The sequence below is a fragment of the Corynebacterium sp. MSK004 genome (genome assembly GCF_030232515.1).
Taxonomy (GTDB): domain Bacteria; phylum Actinomycetota; class Actinomycetes; order Mycobacteriales; family Mycobacteriaceae; genus Corynebacterium; species Corynebacterium hesseae.
Genome location: NZ_JASPKB010000009.1, coordinates 25,060 through 43,716, shown reverse-complemented (window position 1 = coordinate 43,716; position 18,657 = coordinate 25,060). Strand labels below are relative to the sequence as shown.

The window sequence follows — 18,657 nt, the reverse complement described above, 5'->3', positions numbered from 1 at the left end:
AAGGGATGCGAGAAAAGGGAGGGTTTGCCTCAAGCCCACTTCAATGTAGCAGCCCTCCCCTTAGTGAAGATAGGTTTTATAGGAACTTCTCCAGCTGCTCACGCAGCGGCGCCGGTGCAAGGCTGAGGACGGTTTCGCGGATACCCGGAGTGTTCAGCAGGCCTACCGCGGCAGCCACTGCGGCGATGACTCCGATGACAGAACCAGCGACGATGGTCGACGTGGAGGAGAGGGAGCTTTGGCTACTCTGTCCTTCGTCGTCCTGGTCATCGGCATTGTTGTCGTCATTGAGCAGGTCTTCGACGTTGTAGACGGTGGTGGTTCCGGAGACCTCATTGCCCACGATGAGCAGGTGCTCGCCGTTGGGAGAGTCGGCCTTGTCGACGAAGGCGAAGCCCTCCGGGCCCAAGTCGCCAGCAGCGGCGAACTCATCGGTGGAGAAGTCACGGTTATTGACATAGGTGACAAAGGTGGCGTTGGCCGGGTCAGTGACGTCGTAGACGAAGACGCCGCCGACGCGCTCGGCGCCGATGAAGGCATAGGTGCGCTTGCCGACGGTGCCGATGGTCAGCGCCTCCGGCTCCGGGCCTTTGTTATCGGAGCGATCATCAAACGTTGCCTCTTCATTGTCGGCGTTGTGGTGGAAGATACCTGGTTCGTTGAGTTCAGCGGTGATCTTCTCAAACTCGGCGCCGGAATCGAAGACAACGTTGCCTGCTGCATCGTAGATGCTAAAAGACCGGGAGCCGTAGGCATAGAGTTCATCGAAGCAGCCCTTCTCTTCATTCCACCCGGAGGCGTTGCTGAGCTTCAGGTTGCCGGCCTGCTTCTTGTCGGCGAGCTCGTCCGGATTGACGTCGCCCAGCGCGCCCTCGCACACCTTGCCGTCCTCGATGAGGTCCTTGAGTTCGACCTCATCGGTGTAGACGCCGGAACCACCGTCCTTTTCCTTGACACCCCACTCGCGGGCATCGCCTTCGTTCGCGGTAGCAAAGTAGGTCTGGCCGCCGGCGGTGAAAGCGCCGATGGAATCCGGCATGGACAGCCCCTTGACCGGGATGGTGCGCAGCTCAGCCGAATCATCCTTGTTGGAGGAGTCGAGCGGCACCTGCGAGTGATCCGCAATGTGGGCCGGCAGAATCTTTTCCACGGTGGCGGACTCAATATCGATGACACCGATTGCATTGGCTTCCTGCAGCGTCACGAAAGCCTTTCCATCCTGGGAGGTGATGTACTCCGGCTCGAAGTCGATGGAAGGCTTGGCCTCGTGCTCGGAGGGACCAAAGACACGCACGCCCTCCGGCAGCGGTTGGCCGTCAAAAGCTGTGAATCCAGCGATGCGGGCATCTGCCTGGGTTGGGGCCTCAACGGTCTGTGGCAGCTTGATAACGGAGACGGAACCTTCTGGGTCCGTGACGTAGTCGGTGCCCTCGGCGTTGAGCTCATTCGAGGGCTCGCCTTCGTTGGCCACCAGAGCATAGCCACCATCGGCGGTCAGGTGGACGTTATCCGGCAAAGAGCCCACCATGACGCGGCCTAGCTCAGCGGTAGCCAGGTCCTCGGCCGCGGCGTTGAAGAAGAGTGCCTCGCCGTCCTCGGTCTTGTCCGCCTGCTGGACGGCGGCTACAGCTAGGCCATCGGGGCGCACGGCGACGGAGTTGATCTCCTTGCCCTCACCGGCAGAAATCGAGCCGAGCAAGGAAAGCTTGGTTGGATCCGATGCATCGAGAACATCAATCTGACCTGCGTGCGCATTGACCGTAAGGATACGCTTGGAGGCTGGGTGGAAGGCCACGATCTCCGCAGCCGACTCCGCGTAAACCCCGGACTCATAGGTGCCAACCGGGGTGAGCTTGAGGCTGGCGTCTGCGGCAGAGTGCTCGATGGCGTTGTCTACAATCGCGGCCGAGGAGGCCGGTACGGCCACGCTGAGGCTGGTTGCGGTCGCCACGCAGAGTGCGAGGGAGCGGCAGGTGACAGAGCGAGACATTGAGAAAGACTCCTTGAAGCGAGACGAAAAAGATTCCGCACCACCGTACGTGCCGCCCATGACACTTTTGGGGAACAGAGCGTTGCGGCCAAGCGAGATCTAGGTAAACGTTCAGTGAATCGGTCGAATGCTAGGTAATGCGCGACGGGAGAAAGGCGGGGCGCTAAAATGAGCCACCATGACAAGCACCCCGCAAGACTTCGAGCCAATCCACGCCTCTGATATCCAACTGGCCCAATCGCGAATTAGCTCGGAGATTGCCCCGACTCCGCTGCAATACTGCCCGCGACTGTCCCAGGAGACCGGCTATGAGGTGTACTTAAAGCGCGAGGACCTGCAAGACGTGCGCTCCTACAAGATCCGCGGGGCTATCTACGGCATGTCAAACCTCAGCGAAGAGCAACGGGCACAGGGCATCGTTACCGCCTCTGCTGGCAACCACGCCCAAGGAGTGGCTTATGCCTGCCGCACCATGGGAATCCACGGCAAGATCTACGTGCCGGAACCGACCCCGAAGCAAAAACACGACCGCATCTTGGTTCACGGCGGTGATTTCGTGGAACTCGTAGTCACCGGTGCCAATTTCGATGAGGCAGCAGCTGCCGCGCATGCGGATGCAGCGGAGCGCGGCGCCTTCTTCATCGAGCCTTTCGATTCGCGCGATACCGTTACCGGCCAGGGAACCGTCGCTGCGGAAATCGTCTCTCAGCTGTCGTCCATCGGTAAATCCCTCGATACCGTGGTGGTCCCCGTGGGCGGCGGAGGCCTCATTTCCGGCATCACCTCTTACCTCGCTGACATGGCCCCGCGCACAGCGGTGGTGGGCATTGAGCCGGCCGGGGCGGCATCGCTGAGCGCCGCGTTCGCTGCCGGCGAGCCGGTAACGCTCGACACCGTCGACCCTTTCGTCGATGGCGCAGCCGTCAAACGCATTGGTGACCTGCCGTTCAAGGTATTGGAAGCCAACCAGGGACGCCTGCATTATGACATCGTCTCCGAAGGCGCTGTGTGCACGGAGCAGTTGGCCCTGTACCAGAACGAAGGCATCATCGCCGAGCCCGCCGGCGCGCTGAGCGTGACCGGCCTGCGCACGCTCAACCTGCAGCCAGGCTCAACGGTGGTCTGTGTTATCTCCGGCGGCAACAATGACGTGCTGCGCTACGCCGAAATCATGGAGCGCTCCCTAGTACACCGCGGCCTGAAGCACTACTTCCTAGTGAACTTCCCGCAAGAGCCCGGTCAGCTTCGCCACTTCCTGCAGGATGTTCTCGGTCCTGAGGATGACATCACGTTGTTCGAGTACCTCAAGCGCAATAACCGCGAGACCGGTGCTGCGCTGGTGGGCATTGAGCTGGGCAACGCCGCAGGTATCGACGGACTGCTGGAGCGCATGGAGAAATCGAAGCTCAATTGCCAGCAGCTTCAGCCCGGCACGCCTGAGTACGACTTCCTCGTCGCATAATGCTGGAGAGCTATCAGCGCCCCGTTGCCGGTGACGTCGTCGAGCACGAGATTGAGATTAAACGCTCGCGATTTATCACCCTCATCGGTCGCGCCACGACGGAAGAGGAAGCACGCGCGCTTATCGACGCCGCCCGTGACCGCTTCCCCGATGCCCGCCACCACTGCTCGGCCTACATCTACCACGTGGACGGCTCGAATCCCGTGGAGCGCTCCTCCGATGATGGCGAGCCTTCCGGCACGGCGGGTAAACCAATGCTCGATGTTCTGAAAGGCTCCGGCCTGCTTGATATTTGCGCGGTCGTGGTGCGCTACTTCGGTGGCATCAAGCTGGGCGCAGGCGGGCTCGTTCACGCTTATGGCGGCGCCGTGAGCGAGACGATGGAGCAGGTTGAGCATGTCACGCGTGCCCTGCGTGAGCTCTATACCGTCGAGGTTTCCCATGCGGAGGCCGGCCGGCTGGAGGCGGAGCTGCGCAACCGCGGCGTCGACATGGTGGATACTGCCTACGGCCAGGAGGTGACGTTCACCGTGTCTGTGGAGCCTGGCGGCGAGGAGGAACTCGCGGCGACGCTCGCGGCGCTGACCCAGGGTGGGGTAGAGCCGAAGGAAGCTGGAACTGCCTGGGTGGAGCTTTAAGGCCGCGAGAAGGCCGCGAGTTTTTGGCCATGTAGAATAAGCCCCATGACTATGCAGCGACGCCCCAACAACCCCATTGAGCAACGCAAGCAAGCCGTGCGCACCCACGCACGCAACGGCGCTATCTGCGTCGTGGGCGGCGTCGCCGGCGGTGTCCTCCTAGGCTGGGCACTCACCGGATTCTGGACCTGGATGGCGATTGGTCTCATCGTGGCCGTGGTGGGTGGCGCGTACAACTGGGTCAAACTCCAGAAGATCGTGAACGAGAACCACAACCTATAAAAGCCCATGGTGAATCAGCCCGACGGGCGGCCCGTGCGCATTGATGCTTGGGTCTGGTCCGTGCGCATGTTCAAGACCCGCTCGGAGGCCGCCACGGCGGTGCGCGCCGGGCACGTCAAACTCAACGGCAACGCCACCAAGCCCGCGCAGCAGGTCGTTCCTGGTGACCGCGTGCGCGTGTGGCGCAACCACCACGAGCATGACCTTGAGGTGCTCGCCACCGTGTCCAAGCGCGTCGGCGCCCCGATTGCGCGCACCTGCTACATCGACCACGCCCCGCCGCCACCGCCGAAGGAATTCATGCCCTCCGTCCCGGTCCGCCCGCGCGGTGCCGGCCGCCCGACGAAGAAGGAGCGCCGGCAGATGGAGAAATTCCGCGGTGGATTCCGCTAATTATTTCGGAAGTTCTTTAAGGCCTTCAGCCGAGCATTCAAGCGGCGCTTGCGGTCTTTGCGGTCACCGGCCTCGGCCGTGGCTTCGATGTGCTGGGCACCGAATTTGTTGAGCAGCAAGTCGTCGATAAGCCTGACCTGGCCCGGGCGGAAGCGGTAGCGCATGGCATCGTGCACGTGGGCGATGGCGTCATCGTCGAGCAGCTGCTTGAGCTGGCTCAAGCGTGTGATGCCGTTGTTGTCGAGCAACTCGGCAAGGAAGCGATAATGCTCCGAGCGTGAACGAGGGAAGCGGCTGCCCAGAATAATTGCGAGGACACCAGGGAGGGTCTCGGCTGTAATTTCCACGTCATCGCCTGCCTCAGAACTGGGGGCTTTGAGTGCGGCGATTTCATCGAATTGCTGGTCCGCCAGCTCAATCAGGCCCGCAGCCAGTGTGAAGAGGCGATCCACCTGCGGGGAAGGCGGGTTCGGGCCCTGCTTGTACCGGATATCGTGCTCAAATTCCGCCCAGGCGTGCTGCAGCACTGTGCGAATTTGAATCTCAAAGGTCCAGCCGATATAAGGCTCAAGTTCCTCCAGTGTGGCGGCGCTGTCCTCGGACACCGTCAGCACCAAATGGTGCGAGCCATAACCAAAACCACCAGAAATCCGCGTTTCCGCCGCCTTGTCCACCGAGCGCAGCACGGTAAAGGTTTCTCCCAAAACCTCCAGTGCTTCCGGGATAACCGTGGAATGGAAGACGGTAATTCGCACGCCCAAAACATCGTGGATATCTTCCCACGGCTTCGGGTACATCAGCTCGCCGTTGTCGCGGCGCTTCTTCGCTTTCGCCTTGAGAGAAGGCCACAGCTTCACGCGGGTCGCTACGCGGTCGAAGATAATGCCGGCGTCGTTAAGCAAGTCCTCGATGGCATCGCGGAAGTCCTGCGCCGCGGTGGGATGCGCGTGTACCCAGGAATGGTACTGGTTGCTCAGGCGGGACATGGGTGATTCAGCCATCTTAAGAACGTGACTCCTTTCGGCCACAGCGGAGGAAGTATGGAGGTGTGTCTACACCTCCAGCGGAAAGCCGTTAGCCAATACTAGTGGTTGCAAGCTCAGCGGTGGTCGATGGCGCGGGCGCAATTCGGCCGCGCGGTAGGCCAGTTCCGTGGCGCGCTGCGGGGAAATGTTGAGCAGCGCGTAGAGAGTGTGCGCATCAGGCACGAGGTAGGTAATACTCCGAGCCTGGCTAAGCCGCTGCAGATGATTGTCCAGGATAACGAAGGCCTGCGGGTGAGCCAACCACGACGAGACAGCGCAGCGATGCACCCGCACCTCTAGGCCCTTTTCCGTTCTACCCAGTCCGAGTTCGGCAGGCCGGGTAAAGAAGCGCAGCCCCTGCTGCGTCAGTGCGCGGCGTTGCAGATTCAGCGCGGCAGCATCCCAAGCTTGGCGCACGGTCAAACCCATATCGTCCACAGCGCGCTGGCTCACGCGCTTGGCTTCGGCGCCTGTGCCGTGGACCAAGGACATCGATAGCGTCCGCGATAGCTGGAGGCTAGCAGGTGAATCACCGAAGCCATCATCACAGAGCTTGATTCCGTTGAGCTCCTCGCTCGGGCAGAGCGAGGGGAGCAGGTGGTCGATGCGGAGGGAGGTGGGCAGCGCGATGGTCATGGTGGTTTTACTCCGAAAGGTAGGCAAGTGCAGATTCCTTGCCCTTATTGGACTGGGCTTTATGCCCACAGGTTCCCACTAGTTCGTAGAAAACCCACCACGCGCTAGAGCCTTGATGTTCTAGCGCCTCCGTGCTCAAGAGCTACGCAGGTTAGAACGGCGGAGCCTCATCAAGTTGCAGCTCCTCTAACAGCTTGTCCGTCTGCCAGATCGCGATGTCCTGGCCTTTGCCCTGCAGCTCCTCAGCGCGTTTTTCTTTAGAGGTCTTGGTAGCCCACTGGCCCACAACCAGGATGGTGGTCTTCTTCGTGACATTCTTGCCCACCTGGCCGCCGCGTTCAGCAATCTTGGACCACAAAAGGCCCTTGTCGAAAGGCTCGAAGTCACCGGTGAGAGTGACATTCTGAGCAAATAGCGCGCCTTCCGGATCCGCATCAGGATTGGGATCCGGGATGGTGTCCGGAGTGGATACGGATTGCCACGGGGCTGCACCACGGCGCTCCTTAGCGGCGGAGCCCTTCTTCTTCGAGCCCGAGGCTGTACCCGCCATGCGCGTCTTGTCGCGGAAATCCGTACCAGCGCCCAAGTCGGCAGCGGAGAGGGGAGCGGTGTTGGCGCGCAGGACCGGGATGACGGAGTCCTCGCTCAACGTGCCCAGCGCAAAATCACGGGTGGTGAACAAGTCTTCAATGCTTCCGGAGTGACCAAAGCGCTGCGCTAGGGCACTGACAATCTCGCCCGCCGCGCGGGCGTCGGCTGTGGCCTCGTGATGGCGGAAATCCTCGGCACCGAGGTAGGAGGCAACGGTGGGAAGTTTATGGTTGGCCACGTCGATGACGCCTGCACGGGAGGCGTCGCGGGCCAGTGCCAGGGAACACGCTAAGCGAAGTTCTGGCACCGGCGCGTCGGCCTTCTTGAGGCCACTGCGCAGGGCCGTGGAATCGAATTGCGCGTTGTGGGCTACTAGCGTGTCTGTGCCGAGGAACTCGAAGAGCTCGGCGGCGGCATCAGCGAAAGGTGAAGCCTCAGCGACGTCCTCCGCTGTGATGCCATGGATGCTGATGTTGACCTCGTCGAAGTGCGCGAGCCCCGGTGGGGGAGTGCACAGCCACGTGCGGGACTCGGTCTCTTCGCCATCGCGGAAGCGGACCGCACCGATCTGGCAGACTGAGCCCCAGTTATCGTTGGCGGTTTCCACATCGACGGCGGTGAAGTTGAGCCCCTGCACACCACTGCTGGCAGCCGGTGCTTCGCCGCGTAGCGCTGCCTCAACCGCGCGGGCGAATGCGGCCGCGTCTTGGCCGGGGGCGAAGCGGATGATCGTGTCCCCAACGGTCCCTGCAGAATCGCTCGTGCCGCGCACTATGACCTGCCCAAATCCTGTCTCCGTTGGTTCCGTGCACTCCACGCCCGTGGCATCAGCTAAGGAGAGAGCCTCGCGGGCTGGGGCGCCAAGGGAAGCGGCTAGCTGGGAGCGTTGGACGGTGAGTGCATCGGTGGTGACATCAATGACAGCACCGTGGGCGGTATAGGACACGGTTTCCTTTCAAGGACGGGGTTAATGGTGGACAGCAGACGGTGGAGTGCAGTCTAGCTATCGGCTTTCTTCTGCCGTGGCAGCGGATTGCGCAGAGTCATCGCTGTCGTCGAAAACTGGGGGCTCAGTCTGGCGCAGGATCAGCGTTGTGCGCGGCTGTACCACGATGGAACCTTCGGCTGCGATGAGCTTCTCCTCGTCCGGATAGCCACCGGAATCAGAGGTGTCGACGATGAGCCTCCAACTAGCACCCAGGTCCTTCTTGGGCAGCGTGAACTCGATGTCTTCGTGGTGAGCGTTGAAAATCATGATGAAGGAATCATCCGTAATGCGTTCACCGCGGGCAGTGGTTTCCGTAATCGCGTTACCGTTGAGATAGACCATGAGGGCCTTGCCGAACTCAAAATCCCAGTCCTGCGGGGTCATGAGTTTGCCGGAGGGCACGAGCCAGGCAATATCGCGATCTTTCACCTCAGAGCCAAAGGGGCCACCAGCCAAGAAACGCTGGCGGCGGAACACCGGGTGGTTCTTGCGGATGTTGATCAGGCGCTTGGTAAAGCCGTGCATGGCGACGTTCTTTTCCTGCTCCAACATCGACCAATCGATCCAGGAAATCTCGTTGTCCTGGCAATACACGTTGTTATTGCCGTCTTGGGTGCGGCCCAGCTCATCACCATGGCACAGCATCGGGGTGCCCTGGGATAGCAGGAGGGTAGTGAGGAAATTGCGGACCTGGCGGCGTCGGAGCTTTTTAATCTCTTCGTCGTCAGTCGGCCCTTCCACGCCATGGTTCCACGAGCGGTTGTGGGACTCACCGTCGCGATTGTCTTCACCGTTCTCGGAATTGTGCTTTTCGTTATAGGACACCAAATCACGAAGCGTAAAGCCATCGTGCGCGGTGATGAAGTTGATAGACGCGGTGGGGCGGCGGCCGTTGTTGGCATAGAGATCGGAGGAACCAGTCAGGCGTGAGGCAAACTCACCCATTGTCGCCGGCTCCCCGCGCCAGAAATCACGGACGGTATCGCGGTACTTGCCGTTCCATTCGCTCCAGATGGGCGGGAAGTTGCCAACTTGGTAGCCGTTATGGCCCACGTCCCAGGGCTCGGCGATGAGCTTGACCTTGGAGACCACCGGGTCCTGCTGGACCAAATCGAAGAAAGTGGCGAGCTTATCCACATCATCGAGTTCGCGCGCCAGAGTGGACGCGAGGTCGAACCGGAAGCCATCCACGCGCATCTCCGTCACCCAGTAACGCAGCGAATCCATAATCAGCTGGAGGGAGTGCGGGTGACGGACATTCAGGGAGTTACCGGTACCGGTGTAGTCCATGTAGTGCTCGGGATTGTCATCGACCAAGCGGTAGTAGGCATGGTTATCAATACCGCGGAAGGCAATGGTTGGCCCCATGTGGTTGCCTTCGGCGGTGTGGTTGTAGACGACATCGAGGATGATCTCAATCCCTGCCTCGTGGTAAGCGCGAACCATAGCCTTGAACTCAGCCACTGCCTCGCCTGGCTTCTTGGCGTAGGCGTAGTCCGCATGCGGCGCGAAGAAACCGAAAGTGTTATAACCCCAGTAGTTGCGCAGGTCCAGCTGGCGCAGACGGTCATCCTGGAGGAACTGGTGGACCGGCAGCAGCTCGACGGCCGTCACACCCAAGTCCTTGAAGTAGTTGATGATCGCTGGGTGCGCCATGCCGGCGTAGGTGCCGCGCAGCTCCTCCGGCACATCCGGGTGCGTCATCGTCATGCCCTTGACGTGGGCTTCGTAGATGATGGTTTCGTTATCCGGGGTATGCGGCCGGTTGTCGCCGTGCCACTCGAAGAAGGGGTTGATGACCACCGACAGCATCGTGTGGCCCAAGGAATCATCTTCGTTGCGCCCGGTGCCAGGCTCTTCAGCGAAGATATCGTAGGAGTACAGCGAGGCATCGCCGTCAAAATCACCGTCGAAGGCGCGGGCATAAGGATCGACAAGTAGCTTCGAGGGATCGCAGCGCAGGCCGTGCTCCGGTTCATAAGGGCCGTGGATGCGGTAACCGTAGCGCTGTCCGGGGCTGACGTTGGGGAGGTAGGCGTGCCAGACATGGGCGGTGACTTCAGTCAACTCAATGCGCTCTTCGCTGCCATCGTGGTCGATGAGGCAGAGCTCAACCTTTTCCGCGATTTCGGAAAAGATAGCAAAATTAGTTCCGGCTCCATCGAAGGTGGAGCCGAGCGGGGAGGGGGAACCAGGCCACACCTGGCGAGATGGCGTTAGATCAGCACGGGTCTCAGTCATGAGGCTCAGCTTAGTCAATTCTATTCGCAGCGATCGGTTCGCAGTAACTTTAAACCGGCAACCATGAGTTCCGCGGCGCGCACAGAGGTGGCGTCCACGGGCGCGGTGCTTGAGATACTTGGAGAGGGAAAGACCGTGCTTGGCGACGCCTCGCTGGACGACGCCCCACTGAGCTGCTCGCGGGATTGCTCCATGAAAGTAGCGCCCAGTGTGTAGTGGATCAGCGTGCGGGCGGCGACGGCACTATCTTCCTTCGATGCATCGGGGGCTTCTTTCTGCAGTGCCGTAGTGAATAGCTCTTCTAAGTCAGCGCTGACTGAAGACTCTGGGAAAGCGGCGCCAGCAATGGCTACCTCGGCGCCATCGCGCCAGCGGCGCAGCTCCCGGTGTAGCGAGCTGACCAACTCCGCCGTGGTTTCACCCGCGACGGGGGAGAGGATCTCAGCGGTCATGGCGGCGATGAGCGATTGCTTGTTAGCTACATGCCAGTACAAGGCGCCGGGGGCCACGTCGAGGTTGGTAGCGACGCGACGCATAGTGACGTCGGCAAGCCCGTAGCGGGTCAAGAGTTCGAGGGCAGTGGAAACGATAGCGTCGCGAGATAGATGCACACGACCAACTCTACGCGGCGCAAGAAACCCCTAGTGGGGCTCACAGGAAGCTTCAAGGTGTAAAATATGATTTCTTCAAACAGCCCTTGTTAGGGTTGTCGGAGATGCCCAAGAGCAACCACCACGCCTAGCGTGGATTCACCTATCGCTCTCTATTTAATTTGAGGAGTTATCCCTTGTCCTTTTTGACACCTGCCAAGAAGTCCCTCATCGCTGTTGCACTCGTTGCACCGCTTTCCTTGGCTGCTTGTGGTTCCGATGACGAGAACGCAGGCGACACCGCTTCCTCTGCGGCAAAGACCACCACGACGACGAAGTCCAAGGAAAAGACGTCTGAGAAGAAGACGGAAGAGAAGACTTCTGAGGATAAGAAGGAGGGGGAAGAGAATAAGGACGGCGAGAGCGCTGCTCCGAAGCCGGAGGGAGGGAACCCTGAGGGCGGCGACCAAGCCGTGGCCAACCCCTTCGAAGAGGGTGCTGACCCGTTCCAGAACATGCCAAAGGTCGAACCGGTTCAGGGCGAGGCCGCAGGCCAGGAGGATATCGACGGCATCAACACCCTGGTACGTGGCATGTATGAGCAGCAGACCATGCGCTCCTTTGTGAAGTACCTTCCGGAGCACACCTGCGCGGCCGTGCGTAATGATCCGAACTCCGGCCTCGACCAGGTGGACTACAACCAGGTCCCGGATGTGCCGATGAACCAGCTCAAGGACATGATGGCCGCAGCTGGCCAGGACACCTCCCAGATGGAGGGCTTCGACTGGTCCAAGACCGGCGTTGAGTCCATCAACGATGTCGTGGTTAACGGCGATGACGCCTCCGCGACCGTGAACGTCAACACCAGCCAGGGCATGGATAGCTCCACCATGCGCTTCAAGCGCGAGAACGGTAACTGGACCTTCTGCGGCTAGAGATTATCGTGCCTGCACTGCGTGCACCTAGCTTTCATATACCCCGCGCCATTGGATTCGGCGCGGGGTTGCTCGCGTTAGCGCTCCTTGGTTTCTCCGCTGTTGGCGCTGTCTGGGGGCTGTGGCGGCCTACTCTGGAGGGCCATCGCATGGAGGATGGCGGCTATGTCCTGCGTAACGTTGCCGACGTGCAATTCGATTCTTATATCACCTTCGTGCTGATCACCGGAGTCCTCGGTATGGCCTTGGGAGCAATCGCCCACCGTTGGGGAGAGCGCTACCGTGGCGTCGGTGTGCTGCTGTGGGTGGCGCTGGCGGCTTTGGCCGGTGCGGCGTCCTTCTATGTCTTCGGTGGGGCGACGGCCACTGATGTTCCGGAGAACCCCGGGGAATTCGTGGAGTTCGTGCCGAAGTTTTCGCCCGGCATCGCGTGGCTTGTGGGACCATTTATGGCCATGTTTGTCTACTGGTCCGCGCTGTTCTTTGAGCCGCCCAGCGTGGCGCTCGAAAGTGAAACGGAAGAAAATGAGGCAGCGGTCGACGTGCGCTAGGGCCACGCGACGGGGGAGGAGCCCACGGCATCGCGTGAAATGTCGTCGATGCCGTGGAGGACGTGCTTGATGCCGCGGCCGAGGGCGGTTATCAGTTGGGCGTCGGAAAGCCCGGCGCCCGTCATGACCGCGTAATCAATGCGCACCTGCAGCCCGTCAACGTTGGAGTGGCAGAAGGCCGAGGCCGAGTGATTGTTCCGGTTCCAATCATTGCAAATGAGGAAGATCTTGGAGAACTCGCTGCCCTGTAGGTTCGGGTCCCAATGGCCTTTGATGATGAGGCTTGGGCCGGAGTCAATGGCGAAGGCAAAGAGGACGTCATTGATCCAGGCATAAACTGCTTCATCGCCATCTGATTGGAAGCGCGAAATTCCCAGAGCGGGTAAGAGAGCTTCGAGGCGGGCCGTATCGACGCTGGCGACGGGGCCGTCGAGTTCTGTCTGTTCTTCCGGGACTGCCGGGCGGGGAAGCGTGAGAACGGGGAAATGTTTAGCCAGTTCTTCGAGGCAGGCCGCGGCGTTGTGGAGCGCTGGCACTACCGAAGCGGAGAGTTGGGCGCTCGTGGGTTTCTGGTGCACCACGAGGAAGGAGTGACCCCACACTTCGACTTCGGTAGGGGAGGAATAGTTGAGCACGAGGTGCGGCGAGAGGCAGTCGTGGTTCCAGTCGTTGACGAACTCGCTGAGACTGGGGATATCGCCGAAACCAAGAATGCCATGGTGGGTGGTGTAGAAACGCAGGATCGGCTCGCCCTCAGTGTCCATGAAAGCGCGGGTTTCCCCGAGTGGCGAGTGCGGGAAGAGGAGTTCGTGTGCGGTTACCCGTATGCAGTCAAGGTTTTCCCGGCGCGTGAGGCGTTCGACGCGGGCGAGCAGGTCTGACGGGGACTGGCGGTCCAGGCCGTCGGCGCCGTTGCTCATTTCGCCACCTCCCTCTACCGATTCGGGATGCCGGAATGTGTTACTAGTGGCACATTCTATAACCCGCACCTGCCGGTTCGCTGGCTTTTCGGTCCGGGTATAGTAATGGGAAGGTATAGAAACCACTGCATATTATAAAAAGAGGTCCCAGCATGCTACGAACCATCGACCTGCGTGGAGAGGCACTTACTACCTCCCGTTTGCGCCGAGTATTGCCGCGAGGCGGCACGGACGTGTCCTCGGTGATGGGCACTGTTATCCCCATGGTGGAGAAGGTCCGTGACGGCGGAGCGGCGGCCGCCCTCGACTTCGGCGAAAAATTTGACGGTATACGCCCGGCCGCGGTGCGAGTGCCTCAGGAGGAGCTAAAGAAAGCAGCCGAAGAGCTGGACCCGAAAGTGCGGGCAGCCATCGAGGAATCCATCGCACGCGTGCGTGCTGTCCACGCTGACCAGAGGCCGGATTCGCACACGACCACCCTGGCACCGGGGGCAACGGTCACCGAGGTCTTTCACCCCATCGAGCGGGTGGGGCTGTACGTCCCGGGCGGCAAGGCGGTGTATCCATCTTCCGTCATTATGAACGCCGTCCCCGCCCAGGAAGCGGGCGCTGAGGCGATGGTCGTGGCCTCCCCGCCACAAAAGGAGTTTGGCGGACTGCCGCACCCGACGGTGCTGGCCACGTGCCACATGCTCGGCGTGGACGAGGTGTGGGCAGTAGGCGGCGGGCAAGCCATTGCGCTGTTGGCCTATGGCGATGATGAACCGGTTACCGGTGAGGAAGCACTGGAGCCTGTCGATATCATTACCGGCCCAGGCAACGTTTTTGTTGCCGCCGCTAAACGGGCAGTGCAGGGCGTGGTGGGCATTGATGCGGAGGCCGGGCCCACGGAGATCGCCATTTTGGCAGACGATAGCGCCAACCCCGTCTACGTGGCCTATGACCTCATCTCCCAGGCAGAGCATGATCCCATGGCTGCTTCCGTGCTCATTACTGATTCAGAGGAGTTTGCCGCCGCCGTGAACGCGGAGGTAGCGCAGCGTTATACCGCCACCGCCAATGCCGAACGCGCCGCCGAGGCGCTGCGCGGTGAGCAGTCGGGCATTGTCGTGGTTGAGGACCTTGAGGCGGGAATCGCCGTCGCGGATGCCTATGCCGCCGAGCACTTGGAGGTTCACACGAAGAACGCCCGGGCAGTTGCGGAGCGCATTCGCCACGCCGGTGCCATCTTCGTTGGCGACTATTCGCCCGTACCTCTTGGTGATTACACCGCGGGTTCCAACCACGTTTTGCCAACCTCTGGAACCGCGCGGTTTAGCGCCGGCTTGTCGACGCACACCTTCCTTCGCCCAGTAAACCTCATCGAGTATGACCGCGCGGCACTCGGCGAGGTAGCAGAGAACGTTATCGCCTTCGCCACAGCGGAGGCGCTGCCCGCCCACGGCGAAGCAATCGCCGCACGATTCGCCGAAGACACAGATGCCCAGAAAGGAGAAGCTTAAACCATGGCTGAGCTGAAGGATCTTCCCCTTCGTGAAGAATTGCGTGGTTCCAGCGCCTATGGCGCCCCGCAGCTGACGGTAACCAACCAACTCAATACCAACGAGAATCCTTATCCGCCGTCGGAGGCGCTGGTGAAGGACATGGTGGAGGCCGTCGAGAAGCACGCACGCCAACTCAACCGCTACCCGGAGCGCGATGCCGTCGAGCTGCGCACGGCGCTGGCGGAATACATCAGCGAGCAGACCGGTGTCACCGTGGGCGTGGAGAACGTGTGGGCAGCCAACGGTTCCAACGAGGTGCTCCAGCAGCTGCTGCAGGCCTTCGGTGGGCCGGGCCGCAGCGCGCTGGGATTTACGCCGAGCTACTCCATGCATCCGATCCTGTGCGCAGGTACACAGACCGAATTCATTTCCTGCCCGCGCGATGAGGACTTCCGCATCGATGAGGAGGCGGCTTTGGGGGCCGTCGCCAAGCACAGCCCCGACGTCGTCTTCATCACCACCCCGAACAACCCCACCGGTGATGTCACCCCGATCGAACTAGTGGAGAAGATCGTGCAGGCCGCGCCGGGCATCGTCATCGTGGACGAGGCCTACATGGAATTCTCGCCCTCGCCGTCAGCTACAACACTGCTGGCGAAGTACCCGACCAAGCTCGTGGTCTCGCGCACGATGTCCAAGGCATTCGATTTCGCCGGCGGGCGCTTGGGCTACTTCGTGGCGGATCCCGCTTTCGTGGAAGCCGTGATGCTCGTCCGCTTGCCGTACCACCTCTCCGTGCTATCCCAGATCGCGGCCACCGTGGCTCTTGCTCACAAGGAGGAGACCTTGGGTACCGTGGCGAAGCTTTCGGCGGAGCGGGATCGGGTTGTCGCCCGCCTTCAGGAGCTTGGCTATTACGTGGTGCCGAGCGAATCCAACTTCGTCTCCTTTGGACGCTTTGCCGACCAACACGCGGTGTGGCAGGGATTCCTCGACCGCGATGTGCTGATCCGAGACAACGGCGTGCCGGGCCTCCTGCGCGCCACGATTGGGCTGCCCGAAGAGAATGACGCCTTCCTTTCGGCCGCGGCGGACTTGGCAGATACAGTAGAGATGACTAACTGAGAACTGAAACTTGAGCCCAGACAAAGGCTCATGATGAAAAGAAGGAGCGTGGGACAATGAGCGCTGGTGAAGCTACACGCCACGACTTAGGCGACCGCATTGGCCGCGCAGAGCGCGTGACTGGGGAGACAAAGATCTCCGTTGAAATCAATCTCGATGGCACCGGCCAGGCGGATATTTCAACGGGGCTGCCGTTCTTTGACCACATGCTCAACGCTGTGTGCACTCACGGCTCCTTCGACCTTAAGGTCCATGCCGAGGGCGATATCGATATCGATGCCCACCACACGGTGGAAGACACCGCGATTGTTCTTGGCCGCGCTTTCCTCGAAGCACTGGGGGATAAGTCCGGCATCCGCCGTTTCGGTTCCCAGCTTCTGCCCATGGATGAAACGCTGGTGGAGGCCGTCGTTGACATTTCTGGGCGGCCCTACTTTGTCATGAATGGCGAGCCGGAGAATTTGGAGTGGCAGGTTATTGGCGGGCACTACGCCACGGTGATCAACCGGCACTTCTTCGAAACCTTTGCCACACACTCGGCGACGACTCTGCACGTCAACGTGCGCTATGGGCGCGATCCGCACCACATCACGGAAGCCGAGTACAAGGCAGTGGCCCGCGCCCTGCGCCAGGCAACTGAGCGGGATCCGCGAGTAACCGGAGTTCCTTCGACGAAGGGAGCACTCTAAGACGCTATGAATGTCATGGTTCTCATTCTCTTTCTTGTCGCCGGTCTGCTCGTCGGTGGCGCGTGGGCGGCGTATCAGAACGGTTCAGTATTGCTGACTGTGGTCGCGGGCGCGCTCGCGGCGGTCGCCGTGGCCGCCGCGTTGGTCTGGTTCCTCGACATCTTTTCGGCAGGATTGGCGGCAAAGTGACAGATAACGCCCCTCAGAGTGTGTGGAAGGTTGCCGGCTTCAAGGAAACCATGATCGCGGTGGTTTCCGCCTTCGGTGCGTGGTCAGTCTTGCTACCCGTGGTGCCGTTGGCTGTGTTGGATTCCGGCGGATCGGCCACGCTGGCTGGCGCCACAACCGGCGTATTCATGCTGGCCACCGTGCTCACCCAAATGGCGACTCCGATGCTGCTGCGCATCTTTGGCTACCGGCCGATCATGGCGGCGTCGGCGCTGCTCTTGGGCGTGCCGGCGTTGGGCCACATGCTGGGCGACGCCGCCCCAATCGCCCTAGGCTTTTCCGCACTGCGCGGTATTGGCTTTGGTGCCCTGACGGTGTCAGAAAACGCGCTCATCGCGGAAATCACGCCGCGGCGCTTGTTGGGCAAGGCCACTGGAATCTTCGGCCTTTTTATCGGCGCGGCACAGATGGCCTTCTTGCCCGTCGGCCTTGCCGTCGCCGCAGCGTACAACTATAACGTGGTGTACCTCTTGGCCGCCGGCCTCGGCCTTCTGGGTTTCTTCACCTGCATCCTGGTACCGCAGATCAAGGCTGCCCCGGTGGGAGTGCCGGACCCATCGGATACCACTCCGCGTGCCCCAATGTGGAAGCTTGTGCTCGTGCCGGCACTGGCGTTGATGAGCTTCTCCGTGAGCTACGGCGTGGCCTCGAATTTCATTTCACCGGCCGTGCGCGAATTGGATCCTGAACGCGGAGCGGTTTTGGGCGGCTTCATGCTGTCCGTGATTGGTGGCGCGGGCATGATTGCGCGCTACGTCGCCGGTGTCGTGGCGGACCGGGTGGGCAAGCCTGGCACACTCATGATTCCGGCCCAGGCTTCCTCGGTTGTGGGTGTGGGACTCATCGCCGCCGTGCTGTGGCAAGAGTGGTCGGTATGGCTGCTCGTGTTCGGTACGGTCATTTACGGTGCTGGCTTCGGCATCGTTCAAAATGAGGCGCTGTTGTCGATGTTTGACCGCCTCCCACGCGAGCGGCTCTCCGAGGGTTCCGCGGTGTGGAACATCTTCTACGACGGTGGTACTGGCCTTGGTTCGACGGTCCTTGGCGCCGTCGTGGCGATGTCAGGATACAAAGGCGCTTTTGCCGCAGGTGCCGCCATCATTGCGGTGGGCTTGCTCATGACTGCTGCTGACCTAGCTTTGGGTAAGACCCGCGTGAGCGAACTCAATGACATCCAAACGCGCTTGCGCAGGATTAGAAGGCCGAGGAGGCCCGGAAAGGAGCCACGATGAGCTCACACGACGTAGTTGTCCTTGATTATGGTGCCGGCAACGTCCGCTCGGCTGTGCGCGCACTGGAACGGGTCGGTGCCACCGTGACGGTGACCGCAGACCCGAAGCTGGCGGTGGAAGCCGATGGCCTGTTGGTGCCCGGCGTAGGCGCCTTCGCCGCCTGCATGGAAGGCCTGCGTGCGGCCCAGGGCCCACGGATCATTGGCCAACGCCTAGCTGGCGGCCGCCCAGTTCTCGGTATCTGCGTAGGTATGCAGATTCTCTTTGAGTCCGGTACAGAACACGGCGTTTTTACGGAAGGCTGTGGTGAGTGGCCGGGGGAGGTGACCCGCTTGCAGTCGCCAGTTCTGCCCCACATGGGCTGGAACACCGTTGAGCTTCCCGACGATAGCCTTATGTTCCATGGCGTGAGCGCGCAGGATCGCTTCTACTTCGTGCACTCCTATGCCGCGCGGAGCTGGGAGCTCGAGACTGAAATCACTGAGCCGCCGAAGGTGGCGTGGTCCGAATATGGCGGTGACCGTTTTGTCGCCGCGGTAGAAAACGGTGCGCTATGGGCCACGCAATTTCATCCGGAGAAGTCGGGTGACGTCGGCTCGCAGCTGCTAAAGAACTGGATTGGAACGCTTTAAAGAGCCCACTCGAAAGGTAGACTAC

At 61.0% G+C, this 18,657-nt stretch carries 19 protein-coding genes; 12 read left to right on the top strand and 7 right to left on the bottom strand.

The annotated features are described in order from the left end of the window. Positions 1 to 76: 76 nt before the first annotated feature. Positions 77 to 1,990 carry a choice-of-anchor I family protein gene (locus QP999_RS10985; protein WP_284848295.1) on the bottom strand — a complete coding sequence of 638 codons (1,914 nt, stop codon included), beginning with the start codon at positions 1,988 to 1,990 and terminating at the stop codon, positions 77 to 79. A gap of 178 nt (positions 1,991 to 2,168) precedes the next feature. Here QP999_RS10985 and ilvA point away from each other — a divergent pair, with 178 nt between their 5' ends. Genes ilvA through QP999_RS10965 form a run of 4 tightly spaced genes read left to right on the top strand, consistent with a single transcriptional unit; the run spans position 2,169 to position 4,765 of the window. Then, positions 2,169 to 3,452, top strand: a complete 1,284-nt coding sequence (ilvA, locus tag QP999_RS10980; protein ID WP_284848294.1) for a threonine ammonia-lyase IlvA — start codon at positions 2,169 to 2,171, stop codon at positions 3,450 to 3,452. Beyond that, positions 3,452 to 4,090 (top strand): YigZ family protein, encoded by a 639-nt coding sequence (locus tag QP999_RS10975; RefSeq protein WP_284848293.1) that lies wholly within the window; start codon positions 3,452 to 3,454, stop codon positions 4,088 to 4,090. The genes ilvA and QP999_RS10975 overlap by 1 nt, the downstream gene beginning before the upstream one ends. A gap of 45 nt (positions 4,091 to 4,135) precedes the next feature. Further along, entirely contained in the window at positions 4,136 to 4,372 is a 237-nt protein-coding gene (locus QP999_RS10970; protein WP_284848292.1) for a hypothetical protein, read from the top strand. 6 nt (positions 4,373 to 4,378) lie between these two features. After that, positions 4,379 to 4,765, top strand: coding sequence for an RNA-binding S4 domain-containing protein (locus tag QP999_RS10965; RefSeq protein WP_010190494.1), 387 nt, complete (start codon positions 4,379 to 4,381; stop codon positions 4,763 to 4,765). Here QP999_RS10965 and QP999_RS10960 read toward each other — a convergent pair. The 5 genes from QP999_RS10960 to QP999_RS10940 form a co-directional block, all read right to left on the bottom strand. Then, positions 4,762 to 5,766 carry a GTP pyrophosphokinase gene (locus QP999_RS10960; protein WP_284848291.1) on the bottom strand — a complete coding sequence of 335 codons (1,005 nt, stop codon included), beginning with the start codon at positions 5,764 to 5,766 and terminating at the stop codon, positions 4,762 to 4,764. The genes QP999_RS10965 and QP999_RS10960 overlap by 4 nt on opposite strands. A 51-nt stretch (positions 5,767 to 5,817) precedes the next feature. Beyond that, on the bottom strand, positions 5,818 to 6,453 hold the full coding sequence (locus tag QP999_RS10955) for a hypothetical protein (RefSeq protein ID WP_284848290.1): 636 nt from the start codon (positions 6,451 to 6,453) through the stop codon (positions 5,818 to 5,820). 124 nt (positions 6,454 to 6,577) lie between these two features. After that, complete coding sequence (locus QP999_RS10950) at positions 6,578 to 7,963, bottom strand: 3'-5' exonuclease (protein ID WP_284848289.1); 1,386 nt, start codon at positions 7,961 to 7,963, stop codon at positions 6,578 to 6,580. A 57-nt stretch (positions 7,964 to 8,020) separates the two neighbouring features. Next, positions 8,021 to 10,246 carry a glycogen debranching protein GlgX gene (gene glgX, locus QP999_RS10945; RefSeq protein WP_284848288.1) on the bottom strand — a complete coding sequence of 742 codons (2,226 nt, stop codon included), beginning with the start codon at positions 10,244 to 10,246 and terminating at the stop codon, positions 8,021 to 8,023. A 20-nt stretch (positions 10,247 to 10,266) separates the two neighbouring features. Beyond that, positions 10,267 to 10,857, bottom strand: a complete 591-nt coding sequence (locus tag QP999_RS10940) for a TetR family transcriptional regulator (protein WP_070623179.1) — start codon at positions 10,855 to 10,857, stop codon at positions 10,267 to 10,269. Positions 10,858 to 11,033: 176 nt separating this feature from the next. Between QP999_RS10940 and QP999_RS10935 the strand changes: the two genes are divergently transcribed. Beyond that, on the top strand, positions 11,034 to 11,771 hold the full coding sequence (locus QP999_RS10935; RefSeq protein ID WP_284848287.1) for a hypothetical protein: 738 nt from the start codon (positions 11,034 to 11,036) through the stop codon (positions 11,769 to 11,771). An 8-nt stretch (positions 11,772 to 11,779) separates the two neighbouring features. Further along, positions 11,780 to 12,322, top strand: coding sequence for a hypothetical protein (locus QP999_RS10930; RefSeq protein WP_284848286.1), 543 nt, complete (start codon positions 11,780 to 11,782; stop codon positions 12,320 to 12,322). Here QP999_RS10930 and QP999_RS10925 read toward each other — a convergent pair. Further along, complete coding sequence (locus QP999_RS10925) at positions 12,319 to 13,242, bottom strand: YbjN domain-containing protein (protein WP_070519932.1); 924 nt, start codon at positions 13,240 to 13,242, stop codon at positions 12,319 to 12,321. The genes QP999_RS10930 and QP999_RS10925 overlap by 4 nt on opposite strands. Positions 13,243 to 13,394: 152 nt before the next feature. Here QP999_RS10925 and hisD point away from each other — a divergent pair, with 152 nt between their 5' ends. Genes hisD through hisH form a run of 6 tightly spaced genes read left to right on the top strand, consistent with a single transcriptional unit; the run spans position 13,395 to position 18,632 of the window. After that, entirely contained in the window at positions 13,395 to 14,744 is a 1,350-nt protein-coding gene (gene hisD, locus QP999_RS10920; RefSeq protein WP_070562719.1) for a histidinol dehydrogenase, read from the top strand. A 3-nt stretch (positions 14,745 to 14,747) separates the two neighbouring features. Continuing rightward, positions 14,748 to 15,851 (top strand): histidinol-phosphate transaminase, encoded by a 1,104-nt coding sequence (locus QP999_RS10915; RefSeq protein WP_070533258.1) that lies wholly within the window; start codon positions 14,748 to 14,750, stop codon positions 15,849 to 15,851. 56 nt (positions 15,852 to 15,907) lie between these two features. Then, entirely contained in the window at positions 15,908 to 16,540 is a 633-nt protein-coding gene (gene hisB / locus QP999_RS10910; RefSeq protein ID WP_070519938.1) for an imidazoleglycerol-phosphate dehydratase HisB, read from the top strand. Between the two features lie 6 nt (positions 16,541 to 16,546). Continuing rightward, the gene (locus tag QP999_RS10905) at positions 16,547 to 16,729 is read left to right on the top strand and encodes a CG2302 family histidine operon protein (RefSeq protein WP_070519941.1); all 183 of its coding nucleotides are present in this window, start codon (positions 16,547 to 16,549) and stop codon (positions 16,727 to 16,729) included. Continuing rightward, the gene (locus tag QP999_RS10900; protein WP_502870664.1) at positions 16,726 to 18,000 is read left to right on the top strand and encodes an MFS transporter; all 1,275 of its coding nucleotides are present in this window, start codon (positions 16,726 to 16,728) and stop codon (positions 17,998 to 18,000) included. Before QP999_RS10905 ends, QP999_RS10900 begins: the two co-directional genes overlap by 4 nt. Further along, positions 17,997 to 18,632: an imidazole glycerol phosphate synthase subunit HisH gene (hisH, locus tag QP999_RS10895; protein WP_070596862.1), complete on the top strand. Its 636-nt coding sequence runs from the start codon at positions 17,997 to 17,999 to the stop codon at positions 18,630 to 18,632. The genes QP999_RS10900 and hisH overlap by 4 nt, the downstream gene beginning before the upstream one ends. The last annotated feature ends 25 nt before the right edge of the window (positions 18,633 to 18,657 follow it).